The 15,801-nt window shown below is 72.9% G+C and carries 10 protein-coding genes and 1 pseudogene; 7 read left to right on the top strand and 4 right to left on the bottom strand.

What is annotated here, in order from left to right:
• The first annotated feature begins 20 nt into the window (after positions 1 to 20).
• The 4 genes from rpsD to truA all read left to right on the top strand — a co-directional run bounded on the left by rpsD (position 21) and on the right by truA (position 4,274).
• A complete protein-coding gene (gene rpsD, locus IEY93_RS10185; protein WP_189162741.1) occupies positions 21 to 647 on the top strand; it encodes a 30S ribosomal protein S4 in 627 nt (208 codons plus the stop codon).
• 122 nt (positions 648 to 769) lie between these two features.
• Positions 770 to 1,786, top strand: a complete 1,017-nt coding sequence (locus tag IEY93_RS10180) for a DNA-directed RNA polymerase subunit alpha (RefSeq protein WP_189162740.1) — start codon at positions 770 to 772, stop codon at positions 1,784 to 1,786.
• Positions 1,787 to 2,013: 227 nt separating this feature from the next.
• On the top strand, positions 2,014 to 2,541 hold the full coding sequence (gene rplQ / locus IEY93_RS10175; protein WP_189162739.1) for a 50S ribosomal protein L17: 528 nt from the start codon (positions 2,014 to 2,016) through the stop codon (positions 2,539 to 2,541).
• Between the two features lie 860 nt (positions 2,542 to 3,401).
• Complete coding sequence (gene truA, locus IEY93_RS10170) at positions 3,402 to 4,274, top strand: tRNA pseudouridine(38-40) synthase TruA (protein WP_189162795.1); 873 nt, start codon at positions 3,402 to 3,404, stop codon at positions 4,272 to 4,274.
• Positions 4,275 to 4,277: 3 nt separating this feature from the next.
• Here the strand turns inward: truA and IEY93_RS10165 are convergent, their stop codons facing one another.
• The 3 genes from IEY93_RS10165 to IEY93_RS10155 all read right to left on the bottom strand — a co-directional run bounded on the left by IEY93_RS10165 (position 4,278) and on the right by IEY93_RS10155 (position 12,573).
• Positions 4,278 to 5,387, bottom strand: coding sequence for a hypothetical protein (locus tag IEY93_RS10165; protein WP_189162738.1), 1,110 nt, complete (start codon positions 5,385 to 5,387; stop codon positions 4,278 to 4,280).
• Between the two features lie 4,187 nt (positions 5,388 to 9,574).
• A complete protein-coding gene (locus IEY93_RS10160; RefSeq protein WP_189162737.1) occupies positions 9,575 to 11,788 on the bottom strand; it encodes a hypothetical protein in 2,214 nt (737 codons plus the stop codon).
• Positions 11,789 to 11,823: 35 nt separating this feature from the next.
• Entirely contained in the window at positions 11,824 to 12,573 is a 750-nt protein-coding gene (locus IEY93_RS10155; protein ID WP_189162736.1) for a CAP domain-containing protein, read from the bottom strand.
• 393 nt (positions 12,574 to 12,966) lie between these two features.
• On the opposite strand from IEY93_RS10155, the gene rplM reads away from it, so the two are divergent.
• The 3 genes from rplM to glmM are packed head-to-tail and all read left to right on the top strand — an operon-like array spanning position 12,967 to position 15,343.
• Positions 12,967 to 13,410 (top strand): 50S ribosomal protein L13, encoded by a 444-nt coding sequence (rplM, locus tag IEY93_RS10150; protein WP_189162735.1) that lies wholly within the window; start codon positions 12,967 to 12,969, stop codon positions 13,408 to 13,410.
• A 53-nt stretch (positions 13,411 to 13,463) separates the two neighbouring features.
• Positions 13,464 to 13,985, top strand: coding sequence for a 30S ribosomal protein S9 (rpsI, locus tag IEY93_RS10145; protein WP_189162734.1), 522 nt, complete (start codon positions 13,464 to 13,466; stop codon positions 13,983 to 13,985).
• Positions 13,982 to 15,343, top strand: a complete 1,362-nt coding sequence (gene glmM / locus IEY93_RS10140) for a phosphoglucosamine mutase (RefSeq protein ID WP_189162733.1) — start codon at positions 13,982 to 13,984, stop codon at positions 15,341 to 15,343. The genes rpsI and glmM overlap by 4 nt, the downstream gene beginning before the upstream one ends.
• A 239-nt stretch (positions 15,344 to 15,582) precedes the next feature.
• Here glmM and IEY93_RS10135 read toward each other — a convergent pair.
• Positions 15,583 to 15,801: pseudogene (locus IEY93_RS10135) on the bottom strand (MerR family transcriptional regulator); the annotation flags it as partial.

The raw sequence follows: 15,801 nt of genomic DNA, 5'->3' as shown, positions 1-15,801 counted from the left end.
GGCCCAGGAGAAACAGAGAAATGGCTCGTTACACCGGAGCGGACTGCAAGCTCTGCCGCCGTGAGAAGACCAAGCTCTTCCTCAAGGGCGCCAAGTGTGAGTCCCCCAAGTGCCCCATCGAGATCCGTCCTTACCCGCCGGGTGAGCACGGCCGCGGCCGTCCCAAGGAGTCGGAGTACCAGCTCCAGCTCCGCGAGAAGCAGAAGACCCGCCGCATCTACGGCATCCTCGAGAAGCAGTTCCGCAACTACTACGAGGAAGCCAACCGCAAGACCGGCAAGACGGGTGAGAACCTCCTCCAGATCCTGGAGAGCCGGCTCGACAACGTCGTCTTCCGCGCCGGCCTGGCCGTGTCCCGTGACGCCGCCCGCCAGCAGGTGCGCCACGGCCACATCCTGGTCAACGGCAAGAAGGTCGACATCCCGTCCTACCGCGTCCGCGAGCACGACATCATCGAGGTCCGCGAGAAGGCCCGCAACCTGATGCCGTACGAGGTGGCCCGCGCCACCGTCGGCGACAGGACGGTGCCGGCGTGGCTCGGCGTCGTGCCGGACCGGCTGCGCGTTCTCGTGCACCAGCTCCCGGTTCGCCAGCAGATCGACACGCAGGTCCAGGAGCAGCTGATCGTCGAGCTCTACTCCAAGTAAGAGCTCGCGTACAACCTGCCAAAGTGCCGCGCGGTCCGGGTTCGGGCCGCGCGGCGCGGGCAGTGAACACCACAGTCGCGGAGGTCAAATAGCGGGCCCCGCGGAACCAGGGGAGATCCCACATGCTGATCGCACAGCGCCCCTCCCTCCTCGAGGAGACCATCGAGGAGAACCGCTCCAGGTTCGTCATCGAGCCGCTGGAGCCGGGTTTCGGTTACACCATCGGCAACTCGCTGCGCCGGACGCTGCTGTCCTCCATCCCGGGGGCGGCCGTCACGAGCATCCGCATCGAGGGCGTCCTGCACGAGTTCTCGACCGTGCCGGGGGTCAAGGAAGACGTCACCGACATCATCCTGAACCTCAAGGCGCTGGTCGTGTCCTCCGAGCACGACGAGCCCGTGGTGATGTACCTGCGTAAGCAGGGCCCGGGTGAGGTCACCGCCGCCGACATCGCGCCGCCGGCCGGTGTCGAGGTGCACAACCCCGACCTGCACATCGCCACGCTGAACGGCAAGGCCAAGCTGGAGATGGAGCTCACCGTCGAGCGCGGTCGCGGCTACGTCTCCGCCGCCCAGAACAAGCAGCCCGGCCAGGAGATCGGCCGGGTCCCGGTCGACTCGATCTACTCGCCGGTCCTCAAGGTCACCTACAAGGTCGAGGCGACCCGAGTCGAGCAGCGCACGGACTTCGACCGTCTGATCCTGGACGTCGAGACCAAGCCGTCGATGAAGCCCCGCGACGCGGTGGCCTCCGCCGGCAAGACCCTGGTCGAGCTGTTCGGCCTGGCACGCGAGCTCAACGTCGAGGCCGAGGGCATCGACATCGGCCCGTCCCCGACGGACGCCGCGCTCGCCGCCGACCTGGCGCTGCCGATCGAGGAGCTGAACCTCACCGTCCGCTCCTACAACTGCCTCAAGCGCGAGGGCATCCACACCGTGGGTGAGCTCGTCGCGCGCAGCGAGCAGGACCTCCTCGACATCCGCAACTTCGGTGCCAAGTCGATCGAAGAGGTCAAGCAGAAGCTGCACGAGATGTCGCTGGCCCTCAAGGACTCCCCGCCCGGGTTCGACCCGACGGCCGTCGCGGGTGGCGACTACGACGACGACGACGCGCGTTACGTCGAGACCGAGCAGTACTGACCGGCCGCGGCGGGCCTTCCCTCCTTCGGGAGCTCCGGCCCGCCGGCCCCGGCCGGTGACCCGCGTCACCGCGTTTCCCGGCGACGGGACCCCCGCCCCCTCCGGGGGCGGGGGTCCCCGGCCCGGATTTCCTGTCTACGGAAGACCCTGTTCATGATGAACCGGGCTTCCGGCCCGACCCCGGTACCTCATACGGCCGGGGCGGGTCATCCCGAAGGAGAACGACAATGCCCAAGCCCGCCAAGGGTGCTCGTCTCGGCGGCAGCCCGGCTCACGAGCGGCTGATCCTGGCGAACCTCGCCACCCAGCTGTTCCAGCACGGCCGCATCCGCACCACCGAGACCAAGGCCAAGCGCCTCCGCCCGCTGGCCGAGCGGCTCATCACCAAGGCCAAGAAGGGCGACATCCACAACCGCCGCCAGGTTCTGACCGTGGTCAAGGACAAGGGCGTCGTGCACCACCTGTTCACCGAGATCGCGCCGACCTTCGCGGAGCGTCCCGGCGGCTACACCCGCATCACCAAGCTCGGCCCGCGCAAGGGCGACAGCGCCCCCATGGCGATGATCGAACTGGTCAGCGAGCCGCTGAACGCGGTGACCACCACCCGTACGACCCCGGCCGCCACGCCCGCGGAGGAGGTCGTCGAGCTCCCCGAGAACGACACCGCCACCGCCGAGGCCACGCCGGCCGACGAGGCTCCCGCGGACGCGGCTCCGGCCGACGAGAAGACCGAGTCCAAGAAGGACGAGGCCTGACCTTCCGGCCGCACGCCGCCAGGGCGCGCCGCCACCGGCCGCAGTCTTCGGGATGACTTCCCTGGGCCGCCGGTGCCAAGGTGGCACGCCTGTCGGCAAGAGGGCGAATTCGAACGGGCCCAGCACACCGACCCGGTGCGCTGGGCCCTTCGCCATTGCCGCCCACCGCCACCGGCAACGGGCCACATCTCGACCGCTGACGTGATGACCGCGTCGACGGCCGGCTCCTGAGCAGCGAACCGAGGCGAGCGCGTGCTGATCTCGGTCCCCCCGAGCGGCACGGACCGCGACGGGGCGCCGTACCGAGGCAGGGCCGAGCGCGACCGGCGCGAGACGTGAGCATGGTTCGGGCCGGGCGAGGTGGAGCCGCGCCAAGGCGGGCCGAGCAGTGCTGAGTCAGGCCGGCCAGGCGAGGCGTGAGCAGGGTGCCGCGAGCCGGACACGGGCCTGGGGCGGCAGGTGTGAAGCAGGCGCTGAAGACGTTGCACTAGGGAGCCATGGTGCCGACCACATCACCAATAACGCCCGGACCCACGCCGGGCGTTGACGCGGCCGTGCCTCCTATGGGCGGGACGGCCGCGTCCGATGGCGTTCCGACCGGCGGGACGACCGGGACGAGGCCGGTCCGTGCGCGGCCGGAAGACGGCGTGACGGCGTCCGAGGCCTCCGCGCGACCGGCCCTCGACGAGCGAGGGACTCCGGCCCTGGCGGAGCAGGAGAGGTCGGCCCTGGGGGTACGAGGGGCGCCGGGCTTGGAGGAGCAGGAGAGATCGGCCCGGGGCGTACAAGGGGTGCCGGTTCTGGACGAGCGCGGGGTGCCGGCTGCGGATGTCACCGATTCCGCGGCCTCCGGCGACGCTGTGGAGGTTCTCCTGCGCCTGCGGCTGGATCTCGGCTACGACGGGACGGAGTTCTCCGGATGGGCCCGCCAGCCGGGGCTGCGGACCGTCCAGGGCGAGCTGGAGACCGCGCTGGGCCGCGTCCTGCGTCTCGATCCCGCCCCTTCCCTGACCGTGGCCGGTCGCACCGACGCGGGCGTCCACGCGCGCGGTCAGGTCGCTCATGTCGACCTTCCGGCCGATGCCCTCCGTGCGGTCGAAGGACGTCGCAAGGGCGCCACCGGCCCGCTCGGCCTCGCTGAGCGTCTCACGGCGCTCACCCGGCGGCTGGCCGGTGTACTGCCGCCGGACGTGCGGGTGTACGCCGTCAGCGTGGCTCCTGAGGGCTTCGACGCGCGCTTCTCCGCGCTCTCCCGCCGGTACGTCTACCGGGTCTGCGATGCGCTCGGCGGCGGTGACCCGCTGCGCAGGCGCGAGGTCCTCTGGTACCCGCGCCCGCTGGACGCCGATCGCATGAACGCCGCCGCCGCGCATCTGCTGGGTGAGCACGACTTCGCGGCCTTCTGCAAGCGAAGGGACGGCGCGACCACCATCCGCGAACTCCAGCGGCTGGACTGGGCTCGCGATGACGGTGGTCTGCTGGAGGCCACCGTCATCGCCGACGCGTTCTGCCACTCCATGGTGCGCGCTCTGGTGGGCTCGCTCCTCGCCGTGGGCGAAGGACAGCGGCCGGTGGAGTGGCCCGCGGACGTCCTGCTTCGCGCCGTACGCGACTCCGGGGTGAACGTCGCTCCCGCGCACGGCCTGTGCCTGGAGGAGGTCGGTTATCCCGCCGACGCCGACCTCCTGCGCCGGGCCCGGCAGACCCGGCGCCTGCGCACCCTCGACCGCTGACGGTCAGCCGGTGACCCGCTTCTCGATCACTCGGGCGGTGTGGTCGCGGAAGGCGCCGCTGACCGGGCCCAGGTCCTTCTCCTGGCCGCTCGGGGTGTGGCCGTCGCTGTAGGTGGCGAAGCTGAAGACGATGTAGCGCCCCCAGACGAGGCCCGCGGCGTACCCACCGGAGATGTCGGCCTTGTCGGTGCCGCTCCCCGGGCTGCCCGCCAGACCGCGGAACCACACGGTCTTGGCCAGGTCCTTGCGCCGGTCCGCCGCGACCGCCGCCTGCTTGGTGGGGAACACCGCGATGCCCGTGGTCACCGCGTACCGCCGCTTGCCGTCGACGTACGTGGCCCGCAGGACGCGGGTGCACTTCTGCCGCTTCAGCGCCGTGGCGAAGCCGCCCACGGCCACCTTGTCGCACCGCGGCGTGATGTCCACCTTGGCCCGCACGTAGGTGCGCCCGCCGATGGTGATCCGCCGCCGCGCGAAGGCGTCCTTGAGCGTGATCTGCCCAGGGTCGGTCTTCGCCGAGTCCAGCATGGCGGTGACGGCGGGCGAGGGCTCCGGCGACGCGGTCTCGGTCGGCTCCTCCATCGGGATCTGCACGTCCACGGACGGCAACGGGGCAGGCATCGTGACCGGCGTTCCGGCGCTGTAGTTCTGGTAGCCGAAGAACGCGGCCGTGCCGATGGCGGCCACCGCCACGCCGACTCCGGCGGCCAGCACGATCTTCTTGCTAGATCGGGGCGACGGCTGGGCCGGGCCGGGCCCGGCGGGTGGTTCGGGCGGCGTGACCCCTGGGGGGACGAACGGCGGGCGCTCCACCGCGACGTCCGCGGCCGACGGACGTTCCCTGTCGCCGCCGAAGGCCGGGGCCGGCGTCGACGACAGGCCGCCCGCCCCCATCGCGACCGTGGCACCGGCGCTGGTGGAAGTGCCTGACGTGGTGCCGGCGGTGTTCTGGGTGGCCGCACCGGCCGCTGAGGCGGTGGCGACACCCTGGACCGGCTTCTCGGCACCGTCTGCGTTCGCGGTCGTGCTCGTGCCGGTCGTCGGCGCGTCTCCCGCCGGGGTGCCGGCTGCCGCGCTCGCCGACGTGCTTCCTGCCTCGGACGAGGCATTCATCGGCATATTTCCGGCCGAGGACCCAATGATCGTGCCCGCCGATGCCGTACCGGACCGTGGCCCGTGTGCTTCGGCGGTCGCGCTCGTCGCGTTGGTGCCGGCCCTGCCGTCGCCCGCAGGGGCGGAAGCGGCGTCGGTCTTGAGGCCGGCCGCACTGGTCGTACCTGGGACGGCGCCGCTTGCGATCCGGGGGTTGGTCGCATCAGAGACGCCGCCGGCCGCTGGGCCCGCCGCGTCGGAGGTACGGCGATGCGCCGCGGGAGCTCCAGAGGAGCCGGGGCCCGGCGCGCCGCTGAGGCCGCCGCCCGCGGTGGGCGTGCCCGTGCCGGGGCCGCCGCTCACGGGGGGAGCGGCCGAGGTGACCCCGCCGGCCTGGCTCGTCGCCTGGACCACGCCGTCCGCGGCCGGTGCGCTCTGGCCGGGTCGGTCGTCACCGGGCGTACGCCGCCCGTCCGCTAGGCCGGTGGCGGCCCCGCCGTGCACGCCCGTGCCGGGGAGGGGCGACGAAGTGCCACTGGCGGCCGGGGAGCCGGCCACCGGGGCCGGGCGTTCCATGCCAGGAGCGCCCTCGGCCGGCGATAGGGCATGCGGCGCCGGGGCCGGCGACGTACTCGGCGTCGGGTCTCCCTTGCGGCCGCTTCGCCCGGCCCTTCCCGACGACTTGCGGGAGAACGGATTCCTGGACCTGATCGGAAGCGCGTCACTGGTCATCGGCGCGGGCGGGAGGGGCGTACCGGGCACGCGAGCCGGCACGGTGGTGCTCCCGGTCCTCTCCGCACCATCCCCCTGCCCCGTGGGCCGGCCGGGAGCAGAGAGACCGCCCGGCCGGGTGTCGCCGGCCGCCCCCGCGGGAGGCTGGTCCAGCGGGGTGAGCGACATCGGCGCGGGAGGTAGCGGAGTGCCGGGCGGACGCGCCGGAGGCAGGCCGGTTCTCGGCGGAGGCCCGGCCTGCGAGCGGGGAAGGGCGGGCAGGGGCCGTCCGCCCGCTCCGGGGATCTCCGTCGTTCCGGGCGCCGGCGGCTCGGCCTGCGGGGCGGTCGCGGGCGAGGGAGGACGCGGTGCCGGGATGGGCGGGGCCGGCATCGGAGGAGGCGACGGCGCGGGAACGGTGGGCGACGGCCTCGGGTCCGGTGCGGGCGAGGGGATCGGCGGCGGCTGCGGCGGCGGCGTGCCCCCAGGGACATCACTGCCACCCGCTACGCCGGCTGCGACCGGCTGATCAGGCGCATGAGATCCGCTGGGTGTGGCGGGGGCGCCGTGTCCGCTGGTTGCGGTGGGCGGTGTTGTGGTCGCCGTACCGGGGGGTGTGGCCGGAGCGCCGTGCGTACCGGTGCCACTGGGTGTGGCGGGGGCGCCGTGTCCGCTGGTTGCGGTGGGCGGTGTTGTGGTCGCCGTACCGGCGGGTGTGGCCGGAGCGCCGTGCGTACCGGTGCCACTGGGCATGGCTGAGGCTCCCGGCTCGCCGGGACGCGCGTGGCCGCCGGCTCCGGTGGCCGATGGGTCTTGGCCGGTCGCCGCCGCCGCCGAGCCGGTCGCTGCCATCTCGGGCGGCGGCCACACCGGGATGTCGGGATACTGCGGGGTCTGCGGCCGCCACGCGCCATCGCCGGAGCGGGGCCCGGTGTTCTGCGGCGTGCCGGGATATGCCCGCGGCGCGTTCTGCGGGGACGGTGCTGCGTCCTGCGGCCGGGATGACGTGTCGCCGCCGGCAGGCGAGGCGTCATGCCCCCGCCATGGGGCGTCCTGGGGCCGGTCCTGCGGTCGGGAGGCCGGTGACCACGGCGCACTCTGTGCCGCGTCCGGGTTGAAGGCCGGTGACGCTGACGGTGCCGGCGGAGCGTCCTGTGGTGCGGGAGGCGCCCAGGACGCCCCCCCGGCCGAGGGCCCGTTGAGCGCGTTCTGCTGGGCCGGGGGTGCCGGCGGAGCGTCCGTCGGTACGGGAGCACCCCACGGCATGTTGCCGGTGACACCTGGCGGCGAGGGCGGCGCAGGCGGGGCGTCCTGGGGGACGGGAGCCGTCCAGTGCAGGCCAGGGGCCGTGTCGGAGGGGGCGTAGGCGGCGCCTCGGGCATTCTGCGGCGGCGTCGGCGGGGCATCTTGGGAGGCGGGAGCCGTCCAGTGCAGGCCAGGGGCCGTGTCGGAGGAGGTGTAGGTACCGAGGGGTGCCGGTGGGGCGGCCTGGGGGGTGGGAGCCGCCCAGGGACCACTGTGCTCGAGCGAGTTGCTCAGCGGCTGCTGTGGCGAGGGCGGCGCAGGTGGGGCGTCCTGAGGGGTGGGAGCCGCCCATGAGGTGCTCTGGCCGAAGGCCGCGCCCGGCCCGTTCTGCGGGGTGGGCGGCGCGTTCTGCGGGGTGGGCGGCGCCCATGGCGCGTCGTTAGCCGCCGGTGGCGTCCAAGGACGGTCCTGCGGGGCCGGCGGAGCCCACAGCGCGTCTGCCGCGGGTCCGGTCGTGCCGGCTGGTCCGGACGATGCGGGAGGCGGGGACGTGGACGCGGCAGGTGCGGCCGACACGGCGGAGGGCGCGGGCTGCTGCGGAGATGGGGGAGCCCAGGGGGCGTCCTGGGGGGTGGGCGCGTTCCAGGAGCCACCCGTGCCGGGAGAGGAGACGCCCGCAGGCGGAGCCGCCGGAGCCGTGGTCTGCGGGCCGTACGAGGCCACGTTCATGCCCTGTGGTGGCGCCGTCCAGCCCTGGGCGGGTGGTGGCGTCGCGCCGTGTTGTGGCGTGCCCCATCCCTGCGGGACCGGGGCCGGCGGAGCCACGTCCTGCGGAGTCAGGCCCTGCGGGCTCTGCGCCGGTGGTCGCGTCGTCGGACTCTGCACCGGCCCTTGGCTGTTCGGTGACGAATCCTGCGGACTCGCGCCCTGTGCGGCGGCGTACGGCGGGGGTGCTCCCTGTGTGGCGGCGTACGGCGGAAACGTGCCCGGCGCGGCCTGCGCCGGACTCTGCCCTTGGCCCTGTGCTTGCGGGGTCGCGTCCTGCGGCTGAGCCGGGGCCCACGATCGGGGCGCTGACGGGTCGTGCGGGGTATTCGCCGGCTGGTGAGGGGCGGGCGCGAGATTCGTGGCGGACGCGTACGAAGGGGGCGTCTGCCACCCCTCCGGTCCAGCGGTGGGAGGGTTCGTGCCGGTGCCGGTGCCGGTGCCGGTGCCGGTGCCGGTGCCGCGCCGGTCGGCCGTGGCGGGATCGGACGGGACGTTCGGGGCGAGGCCGGCCGGTGAGTTGGGCGAGGGGATGGATCGGTAGTTGGTCTGGGACGGCTGATCGGGGTCGAACCACTCGTATTCGAGCGGAAGGCGATCGGCCGGTCGCCACGGTTGCGCCGAAGCCGGGGTGGTGCCGGAAGCCGGAGTGCCCGAGCTTCCGGTGCCCGAAGTCGCGTTGTCCCAGGCAGGGAGGCCCGGAGCCGGACTGCCCGGGGCAGTGGTACCCGAAGCTGCGGTGCCCGTTCCGGTGCCCCAAGTGGGAGTGTCCGGCGTCGTGGTGGTGCCCGGGGTCTGGTTGCCCGGGGCGGTGGTACCGGGGGTTGCGGTGCCCGGAGTCGGGGTGCCCGTTCCAGCGCTCCAGGTCGGGATGTCCGGGGTCGCGGTGGTGCCCGAGGTTTGGTTGCCCGAGGCCGCGGTGGTGCCCGGGGTTCCGGCGCCACTGGCCGGGGTGGTGTCCGAGGGCGAGGTGCCCGCGGGCGGGATGCTCGGAGTCGCGGTGACGCCCGAGTTCGGACTGCCCGGGGCGGTGGTGCCGGGGGCTGCGGTGCCCGGGGCCGGGGTGCCCGTTCCGGGGCCCCAGGTCGGGGTGCTCGGTGCCGGCGTGCTCGGGGTCGCGGTGGTGCCCACGGTTCCAGGGCCCGGGGCCGGGGTGGTGCCGGGGGGTGGGGTGGGCGTCGGCTGTGCCGAGGCGAGCCCCCTGACCTCGCGGAGGGCGGAGGATCGCACGTCCTGGGTCGACTCGGGGTCCGTCACGCTCTGGTCGGTCCGTGGCACGTGCGGGCGTACCTGCCCGAAGCTCGGGGGTGGCATTGCCGGAGCCCCCGAGCTCTCGGTCCCGCGTTCGTGCTCGGATCCGGAATCCTGGCCACGCATACGCGGAAGCGTATCCACAGTCAGAGATCGGCATACCGCTATGGGCGTTTCCTGGTCTAGCTCGACACCCGTTCCGTCCCGATAAATAGTGCTATGGGGTGATTTGCCGGTCAGTTGGCTCGGGCACCGGTGAGCGCTCGGGTGTCCAGGGCGGAGAAGACCGTCCCTTCGGTGATGTCCATCGCCGCCTGGTTGAGCGCCTTCAGCTCCGTCTTGGACGGCTTGTGACCGTCCTTGTACTGGAACCACAGCAGGATCAGGTAGTGACCCTGCGGCCAGGCGGCGGCGTACGACTCGCCGCCTCCGCCCAGTGCCTTGGTGGCGGTGTCCTTCCCGGGGAGCGGCTTGACGTAGTTCTCCAGCTCACCGCCGGTGCCCGCCTTGGCGGCCTTCTTGGCCGCGGCGGCGGTGCTCAGGTTGGCGATGCCGACCGTGCCGATGAGCTTGCCCGGACGGTCGCGGAAGCTGGCCCGCAACAGCTGGGTGCACTTCCCCGAGGTGAGGACCTTCTGCATGTTCGTGCCGTGCACGGCATCCTTGCACTTCTTGTCCAGCCGCCGGACCATCATGAAGTACGAACGCTTGTGCGCCGTGACCTTCTTGCGGCCGAAGACCTCCTTCAGTGCGAGGGGCTGGGAGTCGGTCTTCCGGGAGGCGGCGAAACCGTACTTGCCGCCGCCGACGTTGCCCATGTCGGGCGCCTGCGCGGTCGGCCCGCTCGGCGAGGGCGCGGCCGTGGTGACCGGACTGTCGCTGTTGCTCAGCACCACGACGGTCGCGACGATCACCCCGATCAGGGCCAGGACGCCGCCCGCCAGGAAGAGCGGGGCCCGCGAGGTGGGCGGAACCTGGTCGGGCTCGCTGCGCTTCGCCTGCTTGGGCGGCGGTGGCGTCGCCCCGTCGCCCCGGCCTCCGTTCGCGGCCTCGCCCAGGCCGCCGGTGGACTCCCCGGCTCGCTCGAACGAGCCGCTCGCCGGCCCTGAACGCCCGGCGCGTTCGAACGGCCCCGTGCCCGGCGCCTGTTCCGCGTGTGCCGCCCGCTCGAAGGAGCCGGTGCCCGTGCCGGCCTGCTCGAAGGGGCCGGTGCGCGGCCCGGAGGCGCCGGGCTGGAACGAGCCGGTGCCCTGGCTCTCGGCGGGCGTCTCGAACGGACGGCGGGCCGGATCGCCGGCCGGGCCTCGTCCGAGGTCTTCGAAGGGACGCGACCGGGCCCGCCGGCCGGAGAGCGCTCCGCCCTCGCGCTGCTCGAAGGAACCGCCGCGAGTGTCACCGAAGGACCCGCTGCCCTGTGCTCCGCCGAAGGACCCGTCGCCGTGCGCTGGGCCGAAGGGTCCGTCGCCGTGCGCTGCGCCGAAGGATCCGCTGTCATGTGTCGCACCGAAGGGGGGACCGCTTCGCGTCCCGCCGTGCGCGGCACCGTGCGCCGTGCCGTCACCAGCAGTGCCGCCACCGCCGACCGAGCCGTACCCGGAACCGTTCGCCGTCTCGCCGCTCGGCGCGCCGCCGAAGGAGGGACCTGCGGAGCCCGGCTCGGGGGCCCCGCCGGGGAATCCGTTCACCGGCGGGGGGGTGAAGGCTCCGCTCCAGGTCGTCCCACCGGACGCCGCCTCGCCTCGGGGCTCCTCGAACCTCCGGCCGCCCCCGGTCTCGCCGAACCCGCCCCCGGCTCCGGCGAATCCGCCGCCGGCCTCGCCGTACCCACCGACGCCACCCCCGGCTCCGCCGAAGCCGCCGCCGGGCATCGCGTCGCCGGGGCCGCCCGTGCCCTGCGACGGGCCGAACGTGCCGTCTCCCCGTGAGAAGTAAGGGCCGCCCGGCGTCGAAGAGGACCCGAAGCCTTCAGCGGCTCCCGGGGACGGAAAACCCCCCGAACTCCCCGAGGAGGGAAAGCCTCCCGAAGCCGCTGGGGAGGGAAAGCCTCCTGAGGACGCCGGGGACGAGAAGCTCCCTGAAGTCCCCGGGGACGAGAACCCCTCTGAGGGCGCCGGGGATGGGAAGCCTCCGGAGGTCGGGGACTCATGCCCTCCGCTCTCGGGTGCGACAGATCTGCGGGGGGTGCCGTACGTGCGGCCGACGCCGAACAACGGGTCGCTCTCGGAGCCGCCGCGCGTGGTTCCGAAGGCCTCGCCGGGGCCCGCCTCCCGCCCCTCGCCGCGTGACCACGCGCGCCGGTCGGAGCCCTGCTCGGGCAGGACCGGCCAGGACGCCGACTCCCGGGCGTCCTCGCGCGACTCGGCCTCGGGCCGCAGGTCGCCGGGCTCGCGCGGCGACTCGTACGGCTGGTACGGCTGGCGGCGTGGCTGTCGATCCCCGGGGTAACCCATGCGCCGAGACTAGCCCGGCGGCGCGACATAACAGGTCAGGAATAGCCGAAGTCCTGGGTCCACCAGATGTCGCCGGAACCGTAGGCGACGCCGACGCCGACCGTGGTGATCCGGCAGTTCAGGATGTTGCGGCGGTGTCCGCTGTTGGACATCCAGCCGCGCACGGCCTCCTCGGCCGTCTCGTAGCCGCGGGCGATGTTCTCGGCGGCGCTGTTGGCGTAGCCGGCCCGTGCCATGCGATCCCAGGGGCCGGATCCGCCCGGCGAGTTGTGGCCGAAGTAGTTCCTCGACGCCATGTCGCGGCTGTGCGCGCGGGCCGAGCGGGTGAGGCGCGCGTCGATGCGCAGCGGGGCGCATCCGCGCAGAGTGCGCTCGCGGTTGGTCAGGCGGACGGCCGCGGTCTCCAGTTGCCCGACGGGGAGGGCGCCGTCGGGCGGCGCGGTGTCGGTGCCCACCTCCAGGCCCTGGCCGCCGGCCGCGCCGACGCTCGTACCGGCGGGGAGCTGCCCTCCCGTGCCGTCGATGCTGTCGCGTTCCCGGGCCGTCGTCGGTGTGGGACGCGAGCGCGGCACGGCCGTGGGGGAGACGTAGGGACGCGCGACGTGCCCGAGCGGCGCGCGGGCGGACGACCCGGACGGCTTCCCGGTGCGCCTGGGCTCGGCGAGCAGCCGGCTCGGGCTCGGTGACGGGGGCGAGGTGCTCAGGTAGACGGTGTCGGTGCCCTCGGGGACGCCGAGCCGTACCGCGATGGCGCCGGCTACCAGGACCAGCGTCAGGCATGCCAACAGGCCCAGGCCGGCTCGCCGTCGCGGCGGCCGCTGGGTGTGCCCTAGGTGAGGACGCTGGCACATTGCGCTGTCAAATATAGAGAGGTCAGCTCATGTTAAAGAAGAGACGTAAGGGACCGGTTTTCGTGGCCTTACCGGTCAGGTCTCTCAGTACACTCGAAGGTGCAGACCTGCTCTTCTGCGGGCTGGGGGCGGCATCGCCGTTTTGACCCCTGCCCGTCACAAGCGGTAGTCTGCAGCTTTGTTGTGTGCGAACTGGTCCGTCGTGACCGGTGCGCGGCGCGTCCGGCGTCATCTCCCTGCTCGTGGAGACGGAAGGTCTGGGCTGTCGTGCGCCCCGCCCATGACCCCAAACGTCTAAGACGCCAACCCGACAGAAGGCTTACCACCGTGCGCACGTTCACCCCTAAGGCCACAGACGTAGAGCGTCAGTGGTACGTCATCGACGCCACCGACGTCGTGCTGGGTCGGCTGGCCACCCAGGTCGCGACGCTGCTTCGCGGTAAGCACAAGCCGATCTTCGCGCCGCACGTCGACACCGGTGACTTCGTCATCATCATCAACGCCGACAAGGTGGCTCTGACCGGCAACAAGCTGGAGCAGAAGAAGGCGTACCGCCACTCGGGCTACCCGGGTGGTCTGCGGTCGGTCTCCTACAGCGAGCTGCTCGAGAAGCGGCCCGACCGGGCCGTGGAGAAGGCCGTCAAGGGCATGCTCCCCAAGAACTCCCTCGGCCGGAAGATGGTCAAGAAGCTCAAGGTCTACGCCGGTTCCGAGCACCCGCACACGGCCCAGCGGCCGGTGCCGTTCGAGATCACCCAGGTCGCCCAGTAGTCGCACACCGTTGGCCGACGGCTGACGCCGAGATCGAAAGTTAGAGGAGAACCGTGGCCGAGCCCACCGGTGTCGAGACGCCCCTCGAGGGCGAGCTGGACATTGCGGACAACTCTGAGGAGTTCCCGTCCGAGTACACCAGCGAGTCCGCTCCCAGCAGCGAAGTCGCACGTAAGCCCATCACCACGGGCAACTCTTACGGCACTGGCCGCCGCAAGGAGGCCATCGCCCGGGTTCGCATCATGCCGGGCACCGGCAAGTGGACCATCGAGGGCCGCTCGCTGGAGAACTACTTCCCGAACAAGGTCCACCAGCAGATCGTCAACGAGCCCTTCGTGACGCTCGGTGCCGAGGACCAGTTCGACGTCTTCGTCCGCATCGACGGTGGCGGCGTGACCGGTCAGGCCGGCGCCGTGCGCATGGGTCTCGCCCGCGCGCTCACCGCGCTGGACACCGAGGTCAACCGTTCGCCGCTGAAGAAGGCCGGCTTCCTCACCCGCGACGCCCGTGAGACGGAGCGGAAGAAGGCCGGTCTGAAGAAGGCCCGTAAGGCTCCTCAGTACAGCAAGCGTTGACGGGCCGCCTTTTCGGCACCGACGGGGTTCGTGGGGTCGCGGGTCGCGACCTCACGGCCGAGCTCGCCATGGACCTGTCGGTCGCGGCGGCTCACGTCCTCGGCGATGCCGGCGCGTTCGAGTCGAGCGTCGGGCGGCGTGGCCGCCCGGTCGCCGTCGTGGGCCGGGACCCGCGTGCCTCGGGGGAGTTCCTCGAGGCCGCCGTGGTCGCCGGCCTCGCGTCGTCCGGAGTGGACGTGCTGCGCCTCGGCGTGCTGCCCACCCCGGCCGTCGCGTATCTGACCTCGGCTCTCGGAGCCGACCTCGGGGTCATGATCTCCGCTTCGCACAACCCGGCCCCGGACAACGGGATCAAGTTCTTCGCCCGCGGCGGGTACAAACTGCCCGACGAGGTCGAGAACGACATCGAGCAGCGGCTGGACGAGAAGTGGATCCGCCCGGTGGGCGCGGCCGTCGGGCGCGTGCGCGACGCGTACGGCGAGGCCGACCGGTACGTCTCCCACCTGCTGGAAACGCTGCCGGGACGCCTGGACGGCCTGCGGGTGATCGTCGACTGCGCGCACGGCGCGGCGCACATGGTGGCGCCGGAGGCGCTGCTGCGCGCGGGCGCGGTCGTCGAGACCATCGGCGCGGCGCCTGACGGCCTCAACATCAACGAGGGCGTCGGGTCCACCCATCTGGACGCGTTGCGCGCGGCGGTCGTCGAGCGCGGCGCCGACGCGGGCATCGCCTACGACGGCGACGCCGACCGCTGCCTGGCCGTGACGGCCTCGGGCGAGGTCATCGACGGAGACCAGATCATGGTCGTGCTGGCCCTGGCCATGCACTCCGCCGGCACTCTCGCCCAGGACACCGTGGTCGCCACCATCATGTCCAACCTGGGCTTCAAGCAGGCCCTGACCAAGGCCGGGCTGCAGATGGTGGAGACGGCGGTCGGCGACCGGTACGTCCTGTCCGCCATGAAGGCCGGCGGGTACAACCTGGGCGGCGAGCAGTCGGGCCACGTCGTGATGCTCGACCACGCCACCACCGGTGACGGCCTGCTGACCTCGCTGCACCTGCTCGCCGAGGTGGCCAGGTCGGGTCGCTCCCTCGCGGAGCTGGCCTCGGTCATGACCCGGCTGCCGCAGGTGCTGGTCAACGTCCGCGACGTCTCCAAGGCCAAGGCGGCCACCTCCCAGGAGCTCGCCGCCGCGGTGGCCGACGCCGAGCGCGCGCTCGGCGACGGCGGCCGGGTGCTCATCCGGCCGAGCGGCACCGAGCCCATGGTGCGGGTGATGGTGGAGGCCGAGTCGCAGGACGAGGCGGAGACCATCGCCGCCAAGCTGGCCGAGGTCGTCCGCACCACCTGCGCCTGACCGCCGCGCTCACGCGCGGGAGCGGAACGACGCACGTTCGGCCCCGCGGCCGGTATCCCCGGTCGCGGGGCCGTTCCATGTGCACACCCCGGCTCCCCCCATTGACCGGGGTACGGGCGTCGCCCGTGGGCCCGGCAGGGGCGGGAGCCCGAGCCCTACTCGGCCGGCAGGGACACGTGCGGCCAGGCGGGGCGGTGGCAGGCCGCGTCGCAGCCGGCCTGGGATCGGTGTGCGCGTGGTCAGGCGTGGGCGCGCAGGGCCGCGGCGAACCATTCGAAGGCGGGAGCCTGGGACGGGAACGGGTCACGGCCGTTGAGCACGCCCATCAGCTTCCAGTACCGCTCGACCCGCCGGTCGGTGAAGCCCTCCACCCGCTCGGCCAGCTCGATCCGCTCGGTGGAGGTCAGGTCCGGTCCGACGATGCGGTCCAGCACCTGCCCGCCCTCGGCGGAATCGGG

This window comes from Sphaerisporangium melleum (assembly GCF_014646695.1).
GTDB classification, from domain to species: Bacteria; Actinomycetota; Actinomycetes; order Streptosporangiales; family Streptosporangiaceae; genus Sphaerisporangium; species Sphaerisporangium melleum.
This window is presented reverse-complemented; position numbering and strand designations above follow the sequence as displayed.